Below are 17557 nucleotides of genomic sequence, written 5' to 3' on the forward strand. Positions count from 1 at the left end.
AGCCATATGAATTTATAAGCCTCAGCAGCTTTTTTACTTAATCACCTATACCATACAAGTCATCATTATTTTTTATTGCATGGTCACATAGCTTAATTAAACTTTGGACATATTTTCTAATCTTTGAGATGGATAAATTAAATCTGTCTATTATTCTATTTTCCAGTTCAAGATTTGAGCTAATTTTTTCATCAATAAATTCATTAACAGACTCTGCAAATTCTTTAATTAAGAATACATCTTCATTACTAATCTTTGAAACACCATAGGGAATTAATTCCCAATACTTCTCGTAAGATTTAAAACTGTCCCTATACTCAAAAAAGAAATCTTGCAATCCTCTTTCTTCAAAAATATACGTGTTCCTTTTACCTTTATCCACAATGTTTTTATAAGCTTCTTCCACATTTTTTGCAGAAACTATTATTAGCATATTTGCTCCTTGTTTTATTATAAATTTTTATAATTGACTTTCTAAAAATTTGCAATACTCTGAGCTATCTTTCGTAATTTTACTGCAATGATTAAACCCTTCCCAAACTTTTAAAATAGCATTGGGAAACTCTTTTCGTATAACTTTTTTTGCATCCTTAAGAATAAACTCCTTGGATCCATAGCAAAAAATACATTTTTCTTGTTCTTCTTTAGATAAATTTGGAACATTTACAAAGGCGCCACAATGAACTATGTTTTTTATACTCTCATCATCCATTTTTATAAAACAGTCCGCAACTAATTCGCTAATTTCATCTCCATATTTTTCTGCCATTTTTTCTACAGCATAATTTCTATCACTAATTGCCTTTTTATGTTCCTTAATGGCAGCCTTCCTTAATATAGTTTCTGTAATTCGAGATATTTTCGATAAACTGCATCCTTCAAAAACATATTTCTTAGCTTTAACTCTTTTGTTCTTCAATATATTCAACAAAACAACTCCACCAAGGGAAGCTCCAAAAGCTAAATCTAATTCATTAATATTATTATCCAACAAATATTTTTCAATTTTTTCAGCTTCAATTTCCGCAGATTTAAATACTTCATTAGACCTTCCATGACCTGCCAATTCAGGAATAATATAACGATAATCTGTAGGCATATTATTTATAACCAAATCCTTTACACCCTCTGCAGTAAAAGAAATTGGATGAATAAGTAAGATTGTTTTATTATTTTCTTTATTGATATCAATGAAATCCATTGCACTTCCTCTCCATTCCATAAATTAAATGATAATAACTATCTATTATTCGATTATAGTTAAAAATTCCTAAGTTTTCAATACATAATAATTTTTGATAAAAAAAGATTCCAGAATCTCTGTAATCCTGGAATCTTTATATCCTACTTGTTTTTTTGAACAATTTCTAAATTATATCTTATTGGTGTGCTATAATTAACTACTTTTATTTCTACGTCTTCAAAGCCTGGAACTTTTACAATAACCTTATCCTCGTTATTAAGTCCAAAAATTACAAGGCCAGTATAATTGTTTGATCCATATTCTCCTGCATAATATCCAAGACTTTTTTCTCCAAATTTATAAGGTAACTGTCCAAGCTTTTCTTGACCTTTTAGTACAGTGGCATTTCCTTCTTTTAAAGCCTTTAACCACTCTTTTGCATCAGTGTCATTTTTATCTATATCTATAGATTTAGAATTTCCCTTTTTTAATTTAGTACTAATATCTCTAGCTGGAGAAGTTACTGTTATTTCCTTTGTAGTAGTTTTTTTGTTGTCTAACACTGAAGTTGCTTTAACAATAATTTTAGTACTAGTCTCATCACCTGCTATTGTTAAAAGTCCTTCCTGGTCTATGCTTGTATTAGGACTATGATTTCCTTCAATTTCAAATTTAGCTTTCTTATCTTCGTCTTTTAGGTTTTCTCCTTCAACAGTCGCTATTAATTTAAGGCTCTTTCCTTTTTCTAGGCTTGTCTCAGTATTTTCGATTTTTATAGATGATACCACTTTAAGCTTTTGAATATTTATAAATAAAGTACCATTAAACTCTTGATCTTTTCCCCATTTAACTTCGATAGTTTTTCCATTTTCAAGTTCATTAAAGTTTAATATCTCTATATTTTCACCATTATTTTTTATCTTTCCCTCTTTTTCCCTAATATCGTGCTTATTTCCACTTTGATCAATTATAGGATTCTTCACAAGACTATTTGTGGTAACAATATCAACTTCTTGAGAGCCCATTTCTACTGCAACTTTAAATTTGCTTCTAAGCTTTCCAATAGGTGAGGCATCAGAAATGTTGTTACGACCTAGTTTTACTTCTCTAAGATTTGCCATATCAACAAGAGGATTTATATCATAAATTTGATTCATTTGTAAATTCATTTCTGTTATTTCATTAAGTCCTCTTAAGAATGATATATCAGTCAATCCAGATCTAATGATTGTTAAATCTTCAAGCTTTGTAAGTTTAGATATAGGAGAAAAGTCCTTTACTTTTTTTGCATTATTAATCTTAAGCTCTGATATATTTGTTAGTTTTTTTAGTACCTCTAATGATTCTATGTCTGGGTTGTTACTTATATCTAAATCTTCAAGATTTACTAATTTTCCCAACGGGCTTAGATCTTTTATTTTATTCTCTGAAACGTGAATTTCCTTTAACTCTGTTAAGTTCTTTAAACTATCTAGGCTTTCAATTTTATTTCCATTAGCTAAAAGTCTAGTCAATTTAGTTGACTTTTCTAAAGGTGATAAGTCTGTTATTTGCTTATTTCCTGAAATATCAAGAAGTGTTAATTTTTCGTGATCCTTTAGAGCTTCAATAGAAGAAATCTTGTTGCTTTGAATAGATAATTCTTCAAGATCTTTACATTCCTTTAGAGGACTTATATCAGTAATTCCTCCCGTTCTATTCAAGAGTAATTTTTTTAATTTTTTTAGATTTTCAAATCCAGCTATTGATTTTATTCCTCTATTTCCATATAGATTTAACTCTTCAAGTTCTGTTAAACTTCCTATTGCACTTAAATCTTCTATTTTATTATTTTTTAAAACTAATTTTTTTAATTTTGTAAGATCTTTAAGAGGACTTATGTCTGTAAGGTATTGTCCACTCTCTGCTAAATATTGATCATCTAATTCAAGAGTTTCTAGGTTTTTACATTTTTTTAAAGGAGTTAAGTCAATGACTTCATTTCCTGTAAGATCAAGACTTGTCATATTTACAGCATACTCTAAACCTTCTAATGACTTTATTCCTCCCATTCTTGACTGAGTGAAATTTAGATTACAATCAAGTCCATTTAACTGTGACATCATTTTTTCAGTTATTTTCTGACCATCTTTGTAAATATTTTGATGCTTAAGTTGGTTTATTATTGCTTTTTTTAAAATTCCATCTTTAATATCTACTTCTTTTGAATTATCAATATTATTTTGTGAATTTCCATTATTCTTGTTAGGAGTTTTGTTATCTACTTTAGATTCTTCAGTTTTATTAGGGTTTAGTAACTTCTTTTCCAACTCCTTAGAAAGGCTGTTTTCCCCTCCAACTAAAACTACTTTTTTAAGACCTTTAAACTTAAATACTTCATTAGAAATGTCATTTCCATTAGTTAATAATATTGGTGCATGAAGTTTTTTTGCAAGAGGTGTTGATGCTAAAGCGTCTGCAAAAACCCTTCCAGATGCCAATACAGCAGTGTCAAAACTTCCAAATTCTTTAGCTATTTGCATCGAAGTTTCATATCTATCTTTACCAGAAATTCTTTTTCCAAAAGTTTTTTTAATCGAATTTACTCCTCCAAAAGTATAAACAACATTATATTTTTGAGGAATATTTCCAGCTAGAGGTCCATCAACTAAAAGTAAAGGCATTCCTTTTTGTGATAAATATGCTCCTGCACTTAAAGCATCTGGGAAGTCCCTTCCGGTAGCTATGGCAATATTGTTCACACCCATTTTTTCAACTATTTTAAGAGATGTTTCATATCTATCTTTACCAGCAATCCTTGATACCTTGAAGTTTTTTTTCAAATTATTTTCAAGATTATTTGATATTGAGTTTTCACCGCCTACAATAGTAATCTCAGTTATTGATTTTGATTTTAATTTATCCACATCTAAAGTCTTACCATCACTAAGAACTATTGCAGCATTTTCTTTCCCTGCTAAAGGACCAACGGATAAAGCATCTGCAAAGATATTCCCATTAGTCAAATATACTTTATTTGTATCCATCTTCTCAAGAATATTAATGGATGTCTCATATCTATCTTTCCCATAAATTCTCTCTAAGGATAACTCTGAGGAAGATTCATTAGCATATGTATTAACTGATATTAAACTTGAAAAAGTTATGGCCGTCGCTAATAGCAGTGATATGCTTTTCTTACTGTTTTTTGTTTTTTTATTCATACTACCTCCAATAAAATTTTTTTAGAGAATAATCTCTGATACAATTATAAGTCGTATTGATATTGATTGTCAATACTATTCTCTGGGAAATAAAAAAAGATAATAGCTTTGTCTACTACCTTTTTAAAATAAAAATTTACGAATAAAAAACATCTACCTTTAAAAACTCCTCTAAAGGAAGGATTATATTCTTAATGCTTTGAAACTCATCATCTGTTATATCCGTCAAATATACCTCTCTTCCATTATGTGCACTACAATACTTATTTCCAATTTTTAAGTTATTAAATTTGCAATATAGATTAATATCTTCTGCAAAACTCAACTTATAATCTTCATTAAAATCTTTAATCATTTTTTCCGTTAATACTCCCGACACTTCAATGAAATTGTCTTTTATTAAAACAAAGTCAATACATATCCATCAATCAAGGCTATAAAAAAGTACATTATAAAGGCACGTAAAAAAGAATCAATATGTTTTTTTGGGTTTTGATAAAGAGCTTTTTCAGGGATTTTAATAAATCTTATGCGCTTCGTATTTCTCCACCATAATAAATCAATTACAATAAGGTCAAATAAGTTTAGCGACTGCCCTAAAATAAATAAGGATATGAAATTATGCTTGAAACTTCTTCCTCTAATAAATATTCCCATTATTAAAAATAGAACTAGGAATAATAAAAAGTTTGCCACAAAGGTAGCTAGTTTACTTTTTTCTTTAAATCTCCCTCTATATTCTTCAACTTGATTAATTTTTTCCTTAATCTCATCTGGATATGACATATAATTTTTTAAGTTTTTATCATCAGTTCCCGTTCCTAAAATACATAGTACAAAAAACATAAAACATAAAATTAAAATTTCAATCACTAGCATACATATCTTCCTTTTTTGTTTTTTAAATTTATATCTCCAGTGCCTTTTCAATTAAAACTAAATTAACATCTTCCAGGCCATTAAACACACATGGAACAATTCCGATTTCCTTATATCCCATTTTTTTATACATCCCTCTGGCATTAACATTCTTTTCATTTGTATCTAAACGAAGGTACTTGCATCCATTATCTTTTGCATACTCTTCATAAAATTTTACAAAGCTCTTTCCAAGTCCCTTTCGTTTTTTCTCTGGGTCAATTACAAGGGTGTGAAGTACCATTATTTCGTCTGGTTCTGCGTCATATTGCCATTTTGCTTTTGCATACACATCCACTTGTTCCTTGTTGATTATTCCACTACCAAAAATAACCCCATCTTCTTCCATTACAAAGAGGTCCTGTCTAAGAATAGCATCTTCCGCAGTTTTTCTTTTTGGATAAATATCTCTTTTCCATCCAATAACAACTTCGCCTTTTTCTTCTGCTGTATGTATCTTGTCATAAATTGAAACCACCGCTTCAATATCTTTTGAAACTGCTTTTCTTATAATCACATTAGCCCTCCACTTTTTAATAATTATATCAAATTGTGCTTTTTATTAGTATTGAATTGCAGAGTTGGTAACACGAAAATCTTGACTTTTCCTATAAAAGAATTATAATTTAGTTAGAAAGTATGAATTTCTAACTAAGGAGGTTATTATGTTAGTTGAATTAAAAGCTAAATCACAGGTTACTATTCCAAAGGATATTGTAAATGCAATGGAACTTAATCAAGGCGATCAGTTTGAAGTAATAGAAGAAGATGGAAAAATAATTCTTGTTCCTGTAGCAATTTATCCTGAGCATATAATAAAAAATTTAAAATCTGAAGTAAACGAAATAAAAAAATCAATTGAAAAGGGCGACCAACCTACCTTTGACTCCATAGATTCCCTTTTTGAGGAGTTGGATAAATAGTGTCTTATAAAATAACATACTCTAAGGCATTTGAAAAACATTATAAGAAATTGTCTCAAAAAGAAAAACAACAAACTAAAAATAAAATTAAATATTTTATTGAAAATCCTACTCATCCTTCTTTAAGGACTAAAAAAATTCAAGGGGCTGACGGGATTTGGGAATCATCAGTAAATATGGATATAAGAATTATTTGGTTTTATGAGAATAAGGAATTAATATTTCTTTTAGACATCGGGCACCATGATATTCTAAATAAATTTTAGCTTGTCGAAGATTAATTGATTAATATTTTATATTAAAAAAACTCCGAGATTTTCTCGGAGTCTTTTACTCTATAAATGCATCCATTAATATTTTTCTAAACTTTTCTATGTCTATTTCGGTAATTACTTTACAGTTATAGTGACCATTTCTTTCTTTATGCAAGTCTCTGTAGCTCATTCCCCTTGTTTCGTCATTTTGTACATCTATTTTAATATACATGTCTTCCATTTCAAAAACTTCCGGGTCGTCTAATACGATTACAGAGCATGGGTCATGAATTCCCGAGTCATTTGATAGATAGTAGTCTAGTATTCTATGTGCAAATTTTGATTTTTTATTTTCAATTGTATCTAATAGCATGATTTGCTCTCTTGTTATGTTTGCTTTTTCCGTTATATTGAGCCCTGCCATTATAATGTCTACTCCACTTTCGAAGACAATCTTTGCAGCTTCTGGATCCACATAGAAATTAAATTCGCTAAGGCTTGTTACATTGCCTGAAGTGATTGATCCACCCATAATGCTAATTTGTTCAATTTTTTCCTTGTCTTCTGGAAAAGTTTTTAATAATAATGCAATATTTGTAAGCGGCCCCACTGCAATTATTGTAATTTTTTCTTTAGAGTTTTGAATAATCTCATGCATCATTATAACTGAGTTTTCACTTGTAAGTTCTTTAACGTCATTTGACTCAATCATATGTCTAAAGCCTGCAATGCCGTCATTACCATGAACCGTTGCAAAGAAAGGCTCTCTTACTAATGGTACCTCTTGTCCCTTTGCCATTGGAACGTCTATGTCCAAAAGTTTTGCTAGACACTGCATATTTCTTGTTGTATGGTCTAAAGATACATTTCCATTTACGGATGAAAGGGCAAGTAGATTTAGGTTTTTTGCCTTTTTCATTACAAATAATGCAGCTGCATCATCAACTCCTGGGTCAAAATCCAAAATACAATTAATCATTTTTTCCCTCCATCTTCTTCACATAGTCCACAAAGTCATCCACTAATAACAACTTTTCGTTTAAGTTAATGGAATTACAAAGTCTTTTTATAACCGGTGGTTGGATGTAGGCTTTTTGTAGCACTTCATCTTCATCAAAGACTTCTTTTTTATCTCCATCCATTATTATTTCTTTGTTGGACATAACTATAACTCTGTCAAAGTTTTCTACAACAAATTCCATGTCGTGGGTTATTGTGATTATGGTTTTGTTTAAGCTATATAGATGGTCGATAACTCTTTTTAAACAGCTAATGGAGTAAGCGTCTTGTCCCGCTGTTGGTTCGTCAAATATGAACACATCGCAATTATTTGCAATTGTAATCGCAATTGTGATGAACTTTCTAGTTGAAAATGGCAAGTCGTATGGATGGTCGTCTAAAAGCTCTGAAAGCTCACATATTTCACAAGCCTTCCTTACACGTCTATCTAGTTCATCTTCTTCCACCTTTAAGGCCCTTAATGAAAATGCAACTTCATCATAAACAGTAGAGTTAAAGATTTGGTCGTTTGGGTTTTGGAACACATAGCCAACTCTTCTGGAAATTTGAGCTGTGGTCATATCTTTTGTGTTTTTGCCATCTAATAGAATTTCACCAGAGCTTGGTCTTAGAAGTCCATTCATAAGTTTAGCAAAAGTGGATTTCCCAGCACCATTTTGTCCAACAATAGCAACTTTTTCTCCAGAATCTATAGTCAAGCTCAAATCATTTATGGCCTTGAATCCATTTGGATAGCTAAAATTAATATTTTTAAATTCTAATTTGCCCATTAATTGTCCTCCAATTCTCTTTTACATTCCTCTAAGGTAATAGGAATATTTTTGAAAAATCCAGCTTTTTCTTCGTTTAAACTGTATGCGAGCTTGGAAACTATTGGCATGGATACATTATGATGTTCAATTTTTTCATTTGATAAAACTTCGTGAGTCTCTCCGTCAAATACAATTTCACCTTCATCCATTACAATAACTCTATCTGCATATTCTGCTATTAAGTCGATTTTGTGTTCAACTAGAATTATAGTTTTTTGTTCTGATTTTAGAAGTTTTAAAATGTCGAATATCTCTTCCGTTCCCAGTGGGTCAAGCTGACTTGTAGGTTCGTCAAATATTAAAATCTTTGGATTCATAACGATAATTGACGCTATTGCAACCCTTTGTGACTGTCCACCAGATAGCTCAAGAGGATTTTTGTCTTGAAGGTCTTCAATCTTTAGTAATTGGATAACATCTTTTACCCTTCTTTTCATCTCTTCTCTTTCAATGCCTAAGTTCTCCAAGCCATAGGCTATCTCTTCAAAAACAGTCTTTTTAATCCCAGAAATTTGACTAAATGGATTTTGGAATACAAAGCCAACTAGCTCTGCCATCTCACCACGTTCAATATGATTTATATTTTTTGAGTCGATTAAAATATCTCCCGAGATTTCTCCTTGGATAAAGTCTGGAATTATTCCTCTGATGATGTTACACAAAGTGGTCTTTCCAGCTCCATTTTTTCCAATAACTCCAATAAACTCTCCTTCTCTAACATGAAGGTTCAAATCCTTTAGAGTTTTTTCTTCTTGAAGTTCGTATTTAAATGAAATATTTTTAAGTTCTATCATTATTTAAACCTCCACACCAATGCAATCGCAACTAATGCTATATACACATAAAAAATAATTCTGTCTGCTGTGGTCTTTTTTATTTCTTTCAAGCAAGTCTTTTCATTATCCGAAGAAAATCCACGTGCTTCTAATGTAATAGTCTTTTCATCAATTTCAGAAAGTGAAGATATAATAAGTGGTCCAAGTGATGGGAAGAAGGCCTTTGCCCTGTTTTTTAGTGAACCTTTTGTTTCAATTCCTCTGGCCTCTTGAGCCTTCATGATTTTTGAACTCTTTTCTATCATTTCAGGAATCATTGTCATTGTAGCCATTATTACATAACTAGTTACATGGCTAACTCTCTTTTCTTGAAGTGACAGCATTAAATCTTCAATGTCTGTTGTTTCAAAAAATAACAAGAACAATGTTATAAGTGTCAAAATAAATTTGGTTTGTTCAAGTCCATTTATTATTCCTAGTTTAGTAATTCTAATAAAACCAAAATCTAAATACACAAACTCTTCTGATTTGTCTATGAATAATTGGAATAAAAACATTATCAACAATACAAATAATAACGTTATGGAAAGCTTCTTAGCATATGGTTTGAACTTTTTATCCATTAAGGCAAGTATCAAACAAAGTGGAAGCACAAATAGATACGCAAATTGCCAAGGTAAAACCAATGCAATTATGGATGTAACTATAACAATAAATAATTTTGTCGTTGGAAAAACTTTAGAAATCATTTTGCACCTCTCACATATTTATTCTTCTTTTCTTTTATATACTTAGTTCCATTAGGATATCTTAAAAGATTTCTATTAGGAATGGATCTAATTAAAAAATACACTGCGAATACAGTTAAAAACTTGTCCAATGTTTCTGTAAGAAGAGTTGAACTAATTACAGAATGCCATAGTCCCTTTCCAGTAGCAACTAAAAATGTCGTGATAGCACTTGCTCCACTGGCTCCCGTAACTCCACCAAATACAATAACTGTAATTGGAGCAGAAGTAATAATTGCCACAAGCCAAATTATAATTGCCACAATAAATGTTTTGCCTGGTGTTTTTAACATTCCCTTCCTACCACATATTCCGCCAACTATACCAAAGGCTCCACTTACAAATAAATATGGAAGCTGAGTTGGATTTGTAACAGATGTAACTATACTTGTTACAACACCTGTAATAAAACCTATCCAAGGTCCACATAGTACAGCCGTGAAAACAGTTCCAATCGCATCCAAATACACCGGTAGTTTTAAAGCGGCGTTTAAGTTTGCACCTACAAAATTAATTGCTATACCAAGGGGTATAAGTAAAATAACCGATAGATTATAGCTAGTTTTTGATTTTGCTTTCATAATTCCCTCCTAAACTTTTTATGCAAAAAATATTCCAATTTAATCTTATCATAATTTAAGTGATTATGATATCGTTTTTTTCAATTAATAAATTTTAAACAAAAAGCTGTTGAAGACTTTCATCCTCAACAGCTTATTCATTATAATTTATTTTCTTTTCTTTTTTCTTTTCCGCCTCATGCTCTTCTTGCACTTCTTCAACTGCTTTTTTTATCTTTTCATTTTCGATAATTGAAGATTCAGCAAACTTTTCTATATTTGACCTAAAAGTCCTATTTCTCCAAAGGGAATAAAATATTGCATAGCCTCTTGCCCGCTGGAAAGACTAGCTCCAATTAGTACCCCCACATAGGCAAAGGTTATGCTAAAGCTTTTCTTATTCATAAGATCTCCTTTATTTATATATTTTATGAAGGCTATTACATAATACCATAATTTTTTGTTTTTATAGAGGATGATAAGGTTTTTTAATTTGTTTAAATATATAAAGCGCTGTCTTCATTAACCTTGTGCTTAAATTTAAATACTTTTGAAGCAGATTTCTTTTATATTTTTCCCAATCAAAAAGCACCTACAATTATAGATGCTTTAAACATTCTCGCTAATAAAATAATTCACCTCATAATTTTATCTCTTAAATTTTTTGTTAATGTCGTGAAGTATATCTGAAAACTCTTGAGATTTTGATATCATAAGTGCATGTGTGGTATTATTCATTATATATAATTCTTTTTGTGGTGCTATAACCTTATTAAAGTAATCTTCTGCTAATTTGTAATTAACCTGATAATCCATATCACCATTAATATTGATATATGGGACCTGATACTCGTACTTTCCCTTTAATGAAAAATCCTTTAATTCATCAGACTTAAAGAAATCTAAATACACTTGTTTATCTCTGGAAGCTATAGAGAACCAGTCTCTAATTGAATAATTTGGATTAAACAAAATTGTCGTAATCGGACAATAGTCAAATCCGTCCTTCATTATTCCATATCCATATTTATTTAAAATCTCATTCTTTGCTTCTATTGATTCCACTGTAATCTTCTCAGAGTTTATTTTTTCTATGAGTTTCATAGTTTCTTCATTACCCTTTGCCCATTTGATTGCTTCTGATTTAAAAGCTTCTTCGTTTTCTACAATATCAACAAGCTGACCACATCCAATAAATAAATCATAATACTTAGGATATTCTAAAACAAGATTAGCACCATAAATTGAGCCCCAAGAATGTCCCAGTATACTTATTTTATCAACTCCCATATGGGATATTATAAACTCCGTAATTTCTTTCCCATCTTCCAACAACATTTCTTTCGTAAGCTCTATTTGGTCTTGCGCTTTATTATAACTTTTACCACAATTTCTCTGATCCCATGTTACAACCGTATAGATGTCTGACCATTTACGAGTAAAAGCATAATCTATTTCGCTGGTTGATGAACCTGGTCCACCATGTAAATAGAGAAGGACTGGGTTGTTTTTATTTTTGCCATAAATATTTATCCACTGCTTGCTGCCATTAATATCAATATACATAGATTCATTAATTCCATCTTTAGGGGTTCGATTGTTCCAAAGACTTCCACCTAAGTGTAGGCAAAAAACAAGTAGAATAAGACCTAGCAATATTTTTGAAATAATTTGTAGTATTTTAATTATTTTTCTTTTCATGATGTTTTAGAATCCTCAAAACTTATACATTACAAAACTTAAAATCACTAAGCACTGTGTTATGGCAAAAAGACTGGTAATAAAGTTTGAAAACTGTGTCTCAACAACTCCATCTTCCTCATACCACCAATTCTCTATATCTTCTTCACTGTAGGAACTCATCCCCATGGCTCCCATAAATGACAGTGGACCTTTGAGTATTCCACGGGTATTTAGTATAAGTCCACTAGGTACTTCCTTTTTTATTTCTTTCAAGCAAGTCTTTTCATTATCCGAAGAAAATCCACGTGCTTCTAATGTAATAGTCTTTTCATCAATTTCAGAAAGTGAAGATATAATAAGTGGTCCAAGGGATGGGAAGAAGGCCTTTGCCCTGTTCTTAATTGAATCCTTTGTTTCAATTCCTCTGGCCTCTTGTGCCTGGATGATTTTTGAACTTTTTTCTATCATTTCAGAAATCATAGTCATCGCAGCCATGATTATATAGCTAGTTACATGGCTAACTTTCTTTTCTTGAAGTGACAGCATTAAATCTTCAATATTTGTAGTTTCAAAGAATAACAAGAACAGTGATATAAGTGTCAAAATAAATTTAGTTTGTTCAAGTCCATTTATTATTCCTAGTTTAGTAACTCTAATAAATCCAAGGTCTAAATATACAAACCCTTCTGATTTGTCTATGAATAATTGGAATAAAAACATTATCAATAACACAAAAAATAGCGTAATCGAAAGCTTCTTAGCATATGGTTTGAATTTTTTGTCAATGCAAGAAAGTATCAAACATAATGGAGGCACAAATAGATACGCAAATTGCCATGGTAATACCAATGCAATTATGGATGTAACTATTACAATAAATAATTTTGCACCTACAAAATTAATCGCTATACCAAGGGTATTAACAAAATAACCGATAAATTATAGCTAGTTTTTGATTTTGCTTTCATAATTACCTCCTAAATTTTTTACGCGGAACTTCCTCCAATTTAATTTTAACATAATCCAAATAATTATGATATCGTTTTTATGATTAATAAATTTTAAACAAAAAACTGTTGAAGACTTTAATCCTCAACAGTTTATTCATTAATATTAAATTTTTCCTACAAATCTTTAATATTCATTTTATCAATTTCTGCATTCATTTTCATTTTCTTTTTAATTCTACAGTAAATAAATAATAAAATGATGGTTGGAATATTACTAATAAAAAATGCTAATATTGAATTTATTAAATTTTTATTTTCTCCAATAGCTTCAAATGTACTTGCACCCAATAGCATGAATAGAGAATAAATAAAAGATAATATAGGCAAAATCAAACCAAGCCATTTAATTTCTTTTTTTGATAAAATTATCTGTAAGTAAAGTACTAATCCTGCTATTAATAAATATATAAAAGAAAAGCTGAAATAAAATGACATTCTAATTTTCTCCTTTCATTTTTTTATACTCCGAAACTAATATCTTTGCCGTATCAAAATCAATCTTATCATTTACAGCCAGCTTCTTTATTAGTGATATATAAGGCTCGTTAGAATTATCTTCGTTTATTTGTATCTTCTGTATTAGCCTATCCAATCTCAACCTTACCGTTGGGTAAGTAACTTCATATTGATTTGCAATTTCTTTTAAAGATCCTGAAGCTAATATAAAATTTTTTATAAATGCCAGGTCCTCTTCATCAAGATTTGCCATCCATTCAGGAACTATTTCAATAGCCATTTCATCACCCTCTTTAATTATATTAAGTATAAACCTTAATTTTATTAAAGTCAACATTTATTTCTATTTTAATTTTATTTAATGATTTGTTATTTTCTTTCCATTTTTGTTTTGTAATTTATCTTTACTAATTTTGATTTCGACAAAATAACATTCCAATAAAAAACTGTTGAAGACTAACCTCAACAGCTTTTTCATTATAATTTAATTTATTTTCTTTTCTTTTTTCTTTTTTCTTTTTTCTTTTCAGCTTCATGTTCTTCTTGCACTTCTTCTTCAACTGCTTTTTTTATCTTTTCATTTTCGATAATTGAAGATTCAGCAAATTTTTCTATATTTGACCTAAAAGTCCTATTTCTCCAAAGGGAATAAAATATTGCATAGCCTCTTGCCTACTGGAAAGACCAGCGCCAATTAGTACACCTACATAGGTAAAGGTTATGCTAAAGCTTTTCTTATTCATAAGATCTCCTTCACATATATATTTTATGAAGGCTATTACATAATAACACAATTTTTTGTTTTTATAGAGGATGATAAGATTTTTTAATTTGTTTAAATAAATAAAGAACTATCTTTATTATCTTTTCTCTTTTATTAAACGCTTTTAAAGTATAGATAACTTATTACTTGTTACATTAAAACAAAAACCCCAGAAATTTATCTGAGGTTATTCTTTATGTTTTACCACAACTTTTTGGTCCTGCGCTTTTTCTAAATGTAATGGTGTGTTTTGAAAGAAGGACCAGTTTTTGTCTTTTACTGCCTCATTAAATGTTACATCAATATAATAAGTTTCTTCACCAATCACTACATAATTCCATCTATGCTTCATTAAAGCACTGTTAATACTACCAACTTTTAATCCAGAGCCTTCACTTAAAATTAAAAATAATTCTGAAAATGCCGTACAGGTTCCCTTACCCCTTTTCATTGCATAAAGAGCAGATCTGGCCTTGTATTCTTTATCGTAGGTAAATCTTTCTATAATAAAGTTATTAATGTACTTAACTTTTTCTAAGTCAGTTAAACCACTTGTTTGCTCCTTTACATATTTTTCTAATGCTATCAGTTCTTTAAAGGCAGATTTTTCTGCAAAGAAAATAATTCTTAAGTCACATTCATAATAATTTTCTTTCTCTCTAATATCTTCAACTCTTACGGACAAATAATAGTTTAGTGCTGCAATGTCAGGAATATGGTATGGCCTATCCACACCATTTCTTTCCTCGTTATCCTCTAAAAAGTTTTTTAGATTTTCATCAACTTTAATGGTTATTGTTTTATATTTCTCGTCATCTGATGCATTAAGAAAAGTCCTCTTTGCAACTAATCCTATTTCTTCTATATTTGTTAGTATTTTTTCTATCATTTACTTTCCCCTACTTTATTAGTATAAAAAATTAAATGGAAAAATTAAAAATTCACTGGTAGTATAATATTCCCCTTCTTTATCTAATGCACGGTATGTGGTGTATGAATATAAAACTGCCTTATAGGAAGATACCACACCCTCTCTATTTCCTATTGGGAATGGAAATAGTAACACTAGTATGATAAATAAAATAAGTATCTTCTTTTTCTTCTTACCTATTTTTTCTCTTTTCATAATCATTTTTACTTAACTCATAGTAGTGCTTAGCTTTTAGTTTTAATAGTTGAATATTTTTTACACCTTACATTAACATTAGTGCATCGTCTATGTTTTTACAAGAATTTTTTCATCTCCTATAGGCTAAATTTTAATTTTTTTGAAATAATGTAAAAGTTTTTATCAAATATCATACTTTAGGGTGATGTCTGAAATAAGATTGGTTGATATAATTTGTATAAGCTAAAGGAGCACTATTTGTTCTTACTAATTTTTGTAAATATTTGAAGGGAGTGGTTAATATGAAAACAGGTTCTATAAATTTTAACTAAGCCGTATCTAAAAAAAATTTACATAGGGCAAATAAAAACGAAAGGAGGTAAAACGATTAAAATGAAAAAGAAGATATTATTGACCATTGCTCTGTGCTTGATATTATCCGTGGGTATGGCAGCTTGCGGAAGCAAGGAAAAGAGCACTGCTGTTCAATCCACGAACAAGGTAATCAGCGTAACCCCTACAGATGGCTATGTGGCAAAGCCACAGGAAGGTTATGAGCAGATCATGATTTTCCCAAAGGACAAGCAGGATGATAACAACACCGAGTATATACAAATTGACGCAGTTGATCCGGACGGAACACTCAATTCTTTGGTGAGCTTTACTCTCAAGGGATATAAGCAAGGAACGACGAATTACACCATGGACAAACTTAATGCCGATCTTGACGCAAAGGCAAATGAGGAAAAGGCATCAGGTGTTGTAGGCACATTTGACAACAAGACGAGCGTAAAACTTGGAGAGGTGGATTATGTCAAATTCGATTTGACAAGAAATGGAGTTGATGCAAACGAATATTACGGCGTTGTGGACGGAACTCCCGTATACATTACTGTCGTCGGGCTCATCGACAAAGATGGCGTAAGCGGCATGCTGAACTCTATAGAGTACAAAATCAAGAAATAGACAGTCAACAATTATCTTAGTCGCCTTTATTTTGTCTAAGATGGATTGTCAAAAATAGAAATGTTTTAAGGAGGTAGCAGATATGGGACTTTTCAGTAAAAAAACATGTGTAATATGCGGTGAAAAGGCAGGGCTTCTCTCGAGGCTAAAGCTCGAGAACGATGACTTCGTCTGTGGTAACTGCCAAAAGAAGTTTTCCCCATTCTTTGATCACGAAGACAAGGTTCATACTGAAAAAGAGATACGCGACCACATCGCATGGCGCGAATCGACGAGGGAAGAAGTCGTTGCATTCCAAGCGGACGATAGCGTTCAACTAGACGGGAAGGACCTGCTTCTAATCAATCATGACGAAGGAAAATTCGTTTTAATCGAAAGCGGAACGAAGAAAGAAGATGCAGATGTCTTTTCACTTGATGAGATAGTAGACGCTATGCTAACCGTTGAGGAGAAAAAGAATGAAATTAAAAAGGAGATAGACGGAGAAAAAAAGCCATACAATCCGCCACATTACTCATACAAATATCATTTCCTGCTCTCTGTGAGATTGAATAATCCCTACATAAAGGAGATTGAATTCAGACTGCATCAGCTTGCCATAGATGGCGGGGATGATGCGGACGGCTATCAGGCACCGTCAATTTTAGAAAATGTAACCGGATTCTACGTTTGGAGAGAGAAACAACTGGGTGGCAATGACTTTCTCCATCGTTCCAATTTCGCCATGTCAAGTTCACCAGGCGGATATGGTCCAAAGGGCTCGACTACAATGACTGATTTTAATATAGAGCAATTCGACAAAATGGTCAATGTTGGAAACAAAGTAGTGGAGCTGCTCACCGGTCAGCAAAAGGAACCAGCCTTCAAATCCACGAAGAATTGGTTATAAATCCGAACTCTTTGAGTTTTGAGATTGAAACGAAAAAAAACTTACTTAGTTTAAACAAATACGCTAAGTAAGTTTTTTAATGCTACTCAGGAAAAGAATATCTCCGGGAACAACAATTTAAAGCAATTTTTCTCCTCGAGAACAACTTAAACATCAACATCTTACACATTATTTTTCATTTTTACAGCTACTTTTATCAATTCCTCTTTTTCATTTTTTATCTTGCCAGGAGTTTATTGTATATT

25 protein-coding genes are annotated in these 17557 nt (G+C 30.9%); 5 read left to right on the forward strand and 20 right to left on the reverse strand.

The annotated features are described in order from the left end of the window. Positions 1-37 precede the first annotated feature (37 nt). From WKS98_RS02425 to WKS98_RS02450, 6 genes are all read right to left on the reverse strand, one after another. Positions 38-433, reverse strand: a complete 396-nt coding sequence (locus tag WKS98_RS02425) for a hypothetical protein (protein WP_498916583.1) — start codon at positions 431-433, stop codon at positions 38-40. A 27-nt stretch (positions 434-460) separates the two neighbouring features. Further along, positions 461-1222 carry an alpha/beta hydrolase gene (locus tag WKS98_RS02430; protein WP_498916584.1) on the reverse strand — a complete coding sequence of 254 codons (762 nt, stop codon included), beginning with the start codon at positions 1220-1222 and terminating at the stop codon, positions 461-463. Positions 1223-1344: 122 nt separating this feature from the next. Further along, positions 1345-4386, reverse strand: a complete 3042-nt coding sequence (locus WKS98_RS02435) for a cell wall-binding repeat-containing protein (RefSeq protein WP_498916585.1) — start codon at positions 4384-4386, stop codon at positions 1345-1347. Positions 4387-4522: 136 nt separating this feature from the next. Further along, entirely contained in the window at positions 4523-4741 is a 219-nt protein-coding gene (locus WKS98_RS02440; protein WP_498916586.1) for a hypothetical protein, read from the reverse strand. A gap of 44 nt (positions 4742-4785) precedes the next feature. Then, positions 4786-5265, reverse strand: a complete 480-nt coding sequence (locus WKS98_RS02445) for an ABC transporter permease (RefSeq protein ID WP_498916587.1) — start codon at positions 5263-5265, stop codon at positions 4786-4788. Positions 5266-5293: 28 nt separating this feature from the next. After that, a complete protein-coding gene (locus WKS98_RS02450; RefSeq protein ID WP_498916589.1) occupies positions 5294-5821 on the reverse strand; it encodes a GNAT family N-acetyltransferase in 528 nt (175 codons plus the stop codon). Positions 5822-5969: 148 nt separating this feature from the next. Between WKS98_RS02450 and WKS98_RS02455 the strand changes: the two genes are divergently transcribed. Then, positions 5970-6227, forward strand: a complete 258-nt coding sequence (locus WKS98_RS02455) for an AbrB/MazE/SpoVT family DNA-binding domain-containing protein (RefSeq protein WP_498916591.1) — start codon at positions 5970-5972, stop codon at positions 6225-6227. Beyond that, positions 6227-6493, forward strand: coding sequence for a type II toxin-antitoxin system RelE/ParE family toxin (locus WKS98_RS02460; protein WP_498916592.1), 267 nt, complete (start codon positions 6227-6229; stop codon positions 6491-6493). Before WKS98_RS02455 ends, WKS98_RS02460 begins: the two co-directional genes overlap by 1 nt. A 64-nt stretch (positions 6494-6557) precedes the next feature. Here the strand turns inward: WKS98_RS02460 and WKS98_RS02465 are convergent, their stop codons facing one another. The 8 genes from WKS98_RS02465 to WKS98_RS02500 form a co-directional block, all read right to left on the reverse strand. After that, positions 6558-7460 (reverse strand): nucleoside hydrolase, encoded by a 903-nt coding sequence (locus WKS98_RS02465; RefSeq protein ID WP_498916593.1) that lies wholly within the window; start codon positions 7458-7460, stop codon positions 6558-6560. Beyond that, complete coding sequence (locus WKS98_RS02470) at positions 7453-8271, reverse strand: energy-coupling factor ABC transporter ATP-binding protein (protein WP_498916595.1); 819 nt, start codon at positions 8269-8271, stop codon at positions 7453-7455. Before WKS98_RS02470 ends, WKS98_RS02465 begins: the two co-directional genes overlap by 8 nt. Continuing rightward, positions 8271-9107, reverse strand: a complete 837-nt coding sequence (locus WKS98_RS02475) for an energy-coupling factor ABC transporter ATP-binding protein (RefSeq protein ID WP_498916597.1) — start codon at positions 9105-9107, stop codon at positions 8271-8273. The genes WKS98_RS02470 and WKS98_RS02475 overlap by 1 nt, the downstream gene beginning before the upstream one ends. Then, positions 9107-9838 (reverse strand): energy-coupling factor transporter transmembrane component T family protein, encoded by a 732-nt coding sequence (locus WKS98_RS02480; RefSeq protein ID WP_498916599.1) that lies wholly within the window; start codon positions 9836-9838, stop codon positions 9107-9109. Before WKS98_RS02480 ends, WKS98_RS02475 begins: the two co-directional genes overlap by 1 nt. Next, positions 9835-10458 carry an ECF transporter S component gene (locus WKS98_RS02485; RefSeq protein ID WP_498916600.1) on the reverse strand — a complete coding sequence of 208 codons (624 nt, stop codon included), beginning with the start codon at positions 10456-10458 and terminating at the stop codon, positions 9835-9837. The genes WKS98_RS02480 and WKS98_RS02485 overlap by 4 nt, the downstream gene beginning before the upstream one ends. Before the next feature lie 252 nt (positions 10459-10710). After that, positions 10711-10842 (reverse strand): hypothetical protein, encoded by a 132-nt coding sequence (locus tag WKS98_RS02490; RefSeq protein ID WP_498916602.1) that lies wholly within the window; start codon positions 10840-10842, stop codon positions 10711-10713. Between the two features lie 243 nt (positions 10843-11085). Further along, positions 11086-12138 carry an alpha/beta hydrolase gene (locus tag WKS98_RS02495; RefSeq protein WP_498916604.1) on the reverse strand — a complete coding sequence of 351 codons (1053 nt, stop codon included), beginning with the start codon at positions 12136-12138 and terminating at the stop codon, positions 11086-11088. Positions 12139-12153: 15 nt separating this feature from the next. Next, positions 12154-12969, reverse strand: coding sequence for an energy-coupling factor transporter transmembrane component T (locus WKS98_RS02500; protein ID WP_498916606.1), 816 nt, complete (start codon positions 12967-12969; stop codon positions 12154-12156). Here WKS98_RS02500 and WKS98_RS02505 point away from each other — a divergent pair. After that, a complete protein-coding gene (locus tag WKS98_RS02505) occupies positions 12905-13051 on the forward strand; it encodes a hypothetical protein (protein ID WP_498916703.1) in 147 nt (48 codons plus the stop codon). The two genes, WKS98_RS02500 and WKS98_RS02505, sit on opposite strands and share 65 nt — an antisense overlap. Before the next feature lie 193 nt (positions 13052-13244). Here WKS98_RS02505 and WKS98_RS02510 read toward each other — a convergent pair whose 3' ends face one another. The 6 genes from WKS98_RS02510 to WKS98_RS02535 form a co-directional block, all read right to left on the reverse strand. Then, positions 13245-13565, reverse strand: a complete 321-nt coding sequence (locus tag WKS98_RS02510) for a hypothetical protein (RefSeq protein ID WP_498916608.1) — start codon at positions 13563-13565, stop codon at positions 13245-13247. 1 nt (position 13566) lies between these two features. Continuing rightward, entirely contained in the window at positions 13567-13866 is a 300-nt protein-coding gene (locus tag WKS98_RS02515; RefSeq protein WP_498916610.1) for a DUF2089 family protein, read from the reverse strand. 127 nt (positions 13867-13993) lie between these two features. Beyond that, positions 13994-14122 carry a hypothetical protein gene (locus WKS98_RS02520; RefSeq protein WP_498916612.1) on the reverse strand — a complete coding sequence of 43 codons (129 nt, stop codon included), beginning with the start codon at positions 14120-14122 and terminating at the stop codon, positions 13994-13996. Positions 14123-14197: 75 nt separating this feature from the next. Next, positions 14198-14329: a hypothetical protein gene (locus WKS98_RS02525; RefSeq protein WP_498916614.1), complete on the reverse strand. Its 132-nt coding sequence runs from the start codon at positions 14327-14329 to the stop codon at positions 14198-14200. A gap of 207 nt (positions 14330-14536) precedes the next feature. Then, the gene (locus WKS98_RS02530; protein WP_498916616.1) at positions 14537-15238 is read right to left on the reverse strand and encodes a transglutaminase domain-containing protein; all 702 of its coding nucleotides are present in this window, start codon (positions 15236-15238) and stop codon (positions 14537-14539) included. A gap of 18 nt (positions 15239-15256) precedes the next feature. Beyond that, positions 15257-15475, reverse strand: a complete 219-nt coding sequence (locus tag WKS98_RS02535; protein WP_498916618.1) for a hypothetical protein — start codon at positions 15473-15475, stop codon at positions 15257-15259. A 375-nt stretch (positions 15476-15850) separates the two neighbouring features. Between WKS98_RS02535 and WKS98_RS02540 the strand changes: the two genes are divergently transcribed. Both WKS98_RS02540 and WKS98_RS02545 read left to right on the forward strand, forming a co-directional pair. Beyond that, positions 15851-16423: a hypothetical protein gene (locus WKS98_RS02540; protein WP_498916620.1), complete on the forward strand. Its 573-nt coding sequence runs from the start codon at positions 15851-15853 to the stop codon at positions 16421-16423. Positions 16424-16505: 82 nt separating this feature from the next. Further along, on the forward strand, positions 16506-17312 hold the full coding sequence (locus WKS98_RS02545) for a DUF4428 domain-containing protein (protein ID WP_498916622.1): 807 nt from the start codon (positions 16506-16508) through the stop codon (positions 17310-17312). The last annotated feature ends 245 nt before the right edge of the window (positions 17313-17557 follow it).

It is taken from the genome of Lagierella sp. ICN-221743, assembly GCF_037890055.1.
Taxonomy (GTDB): Bacteria; Bacillota; Clostridia; order Tissierellales; family Peptoniphilaceae; genus Mediannikoviicoccus.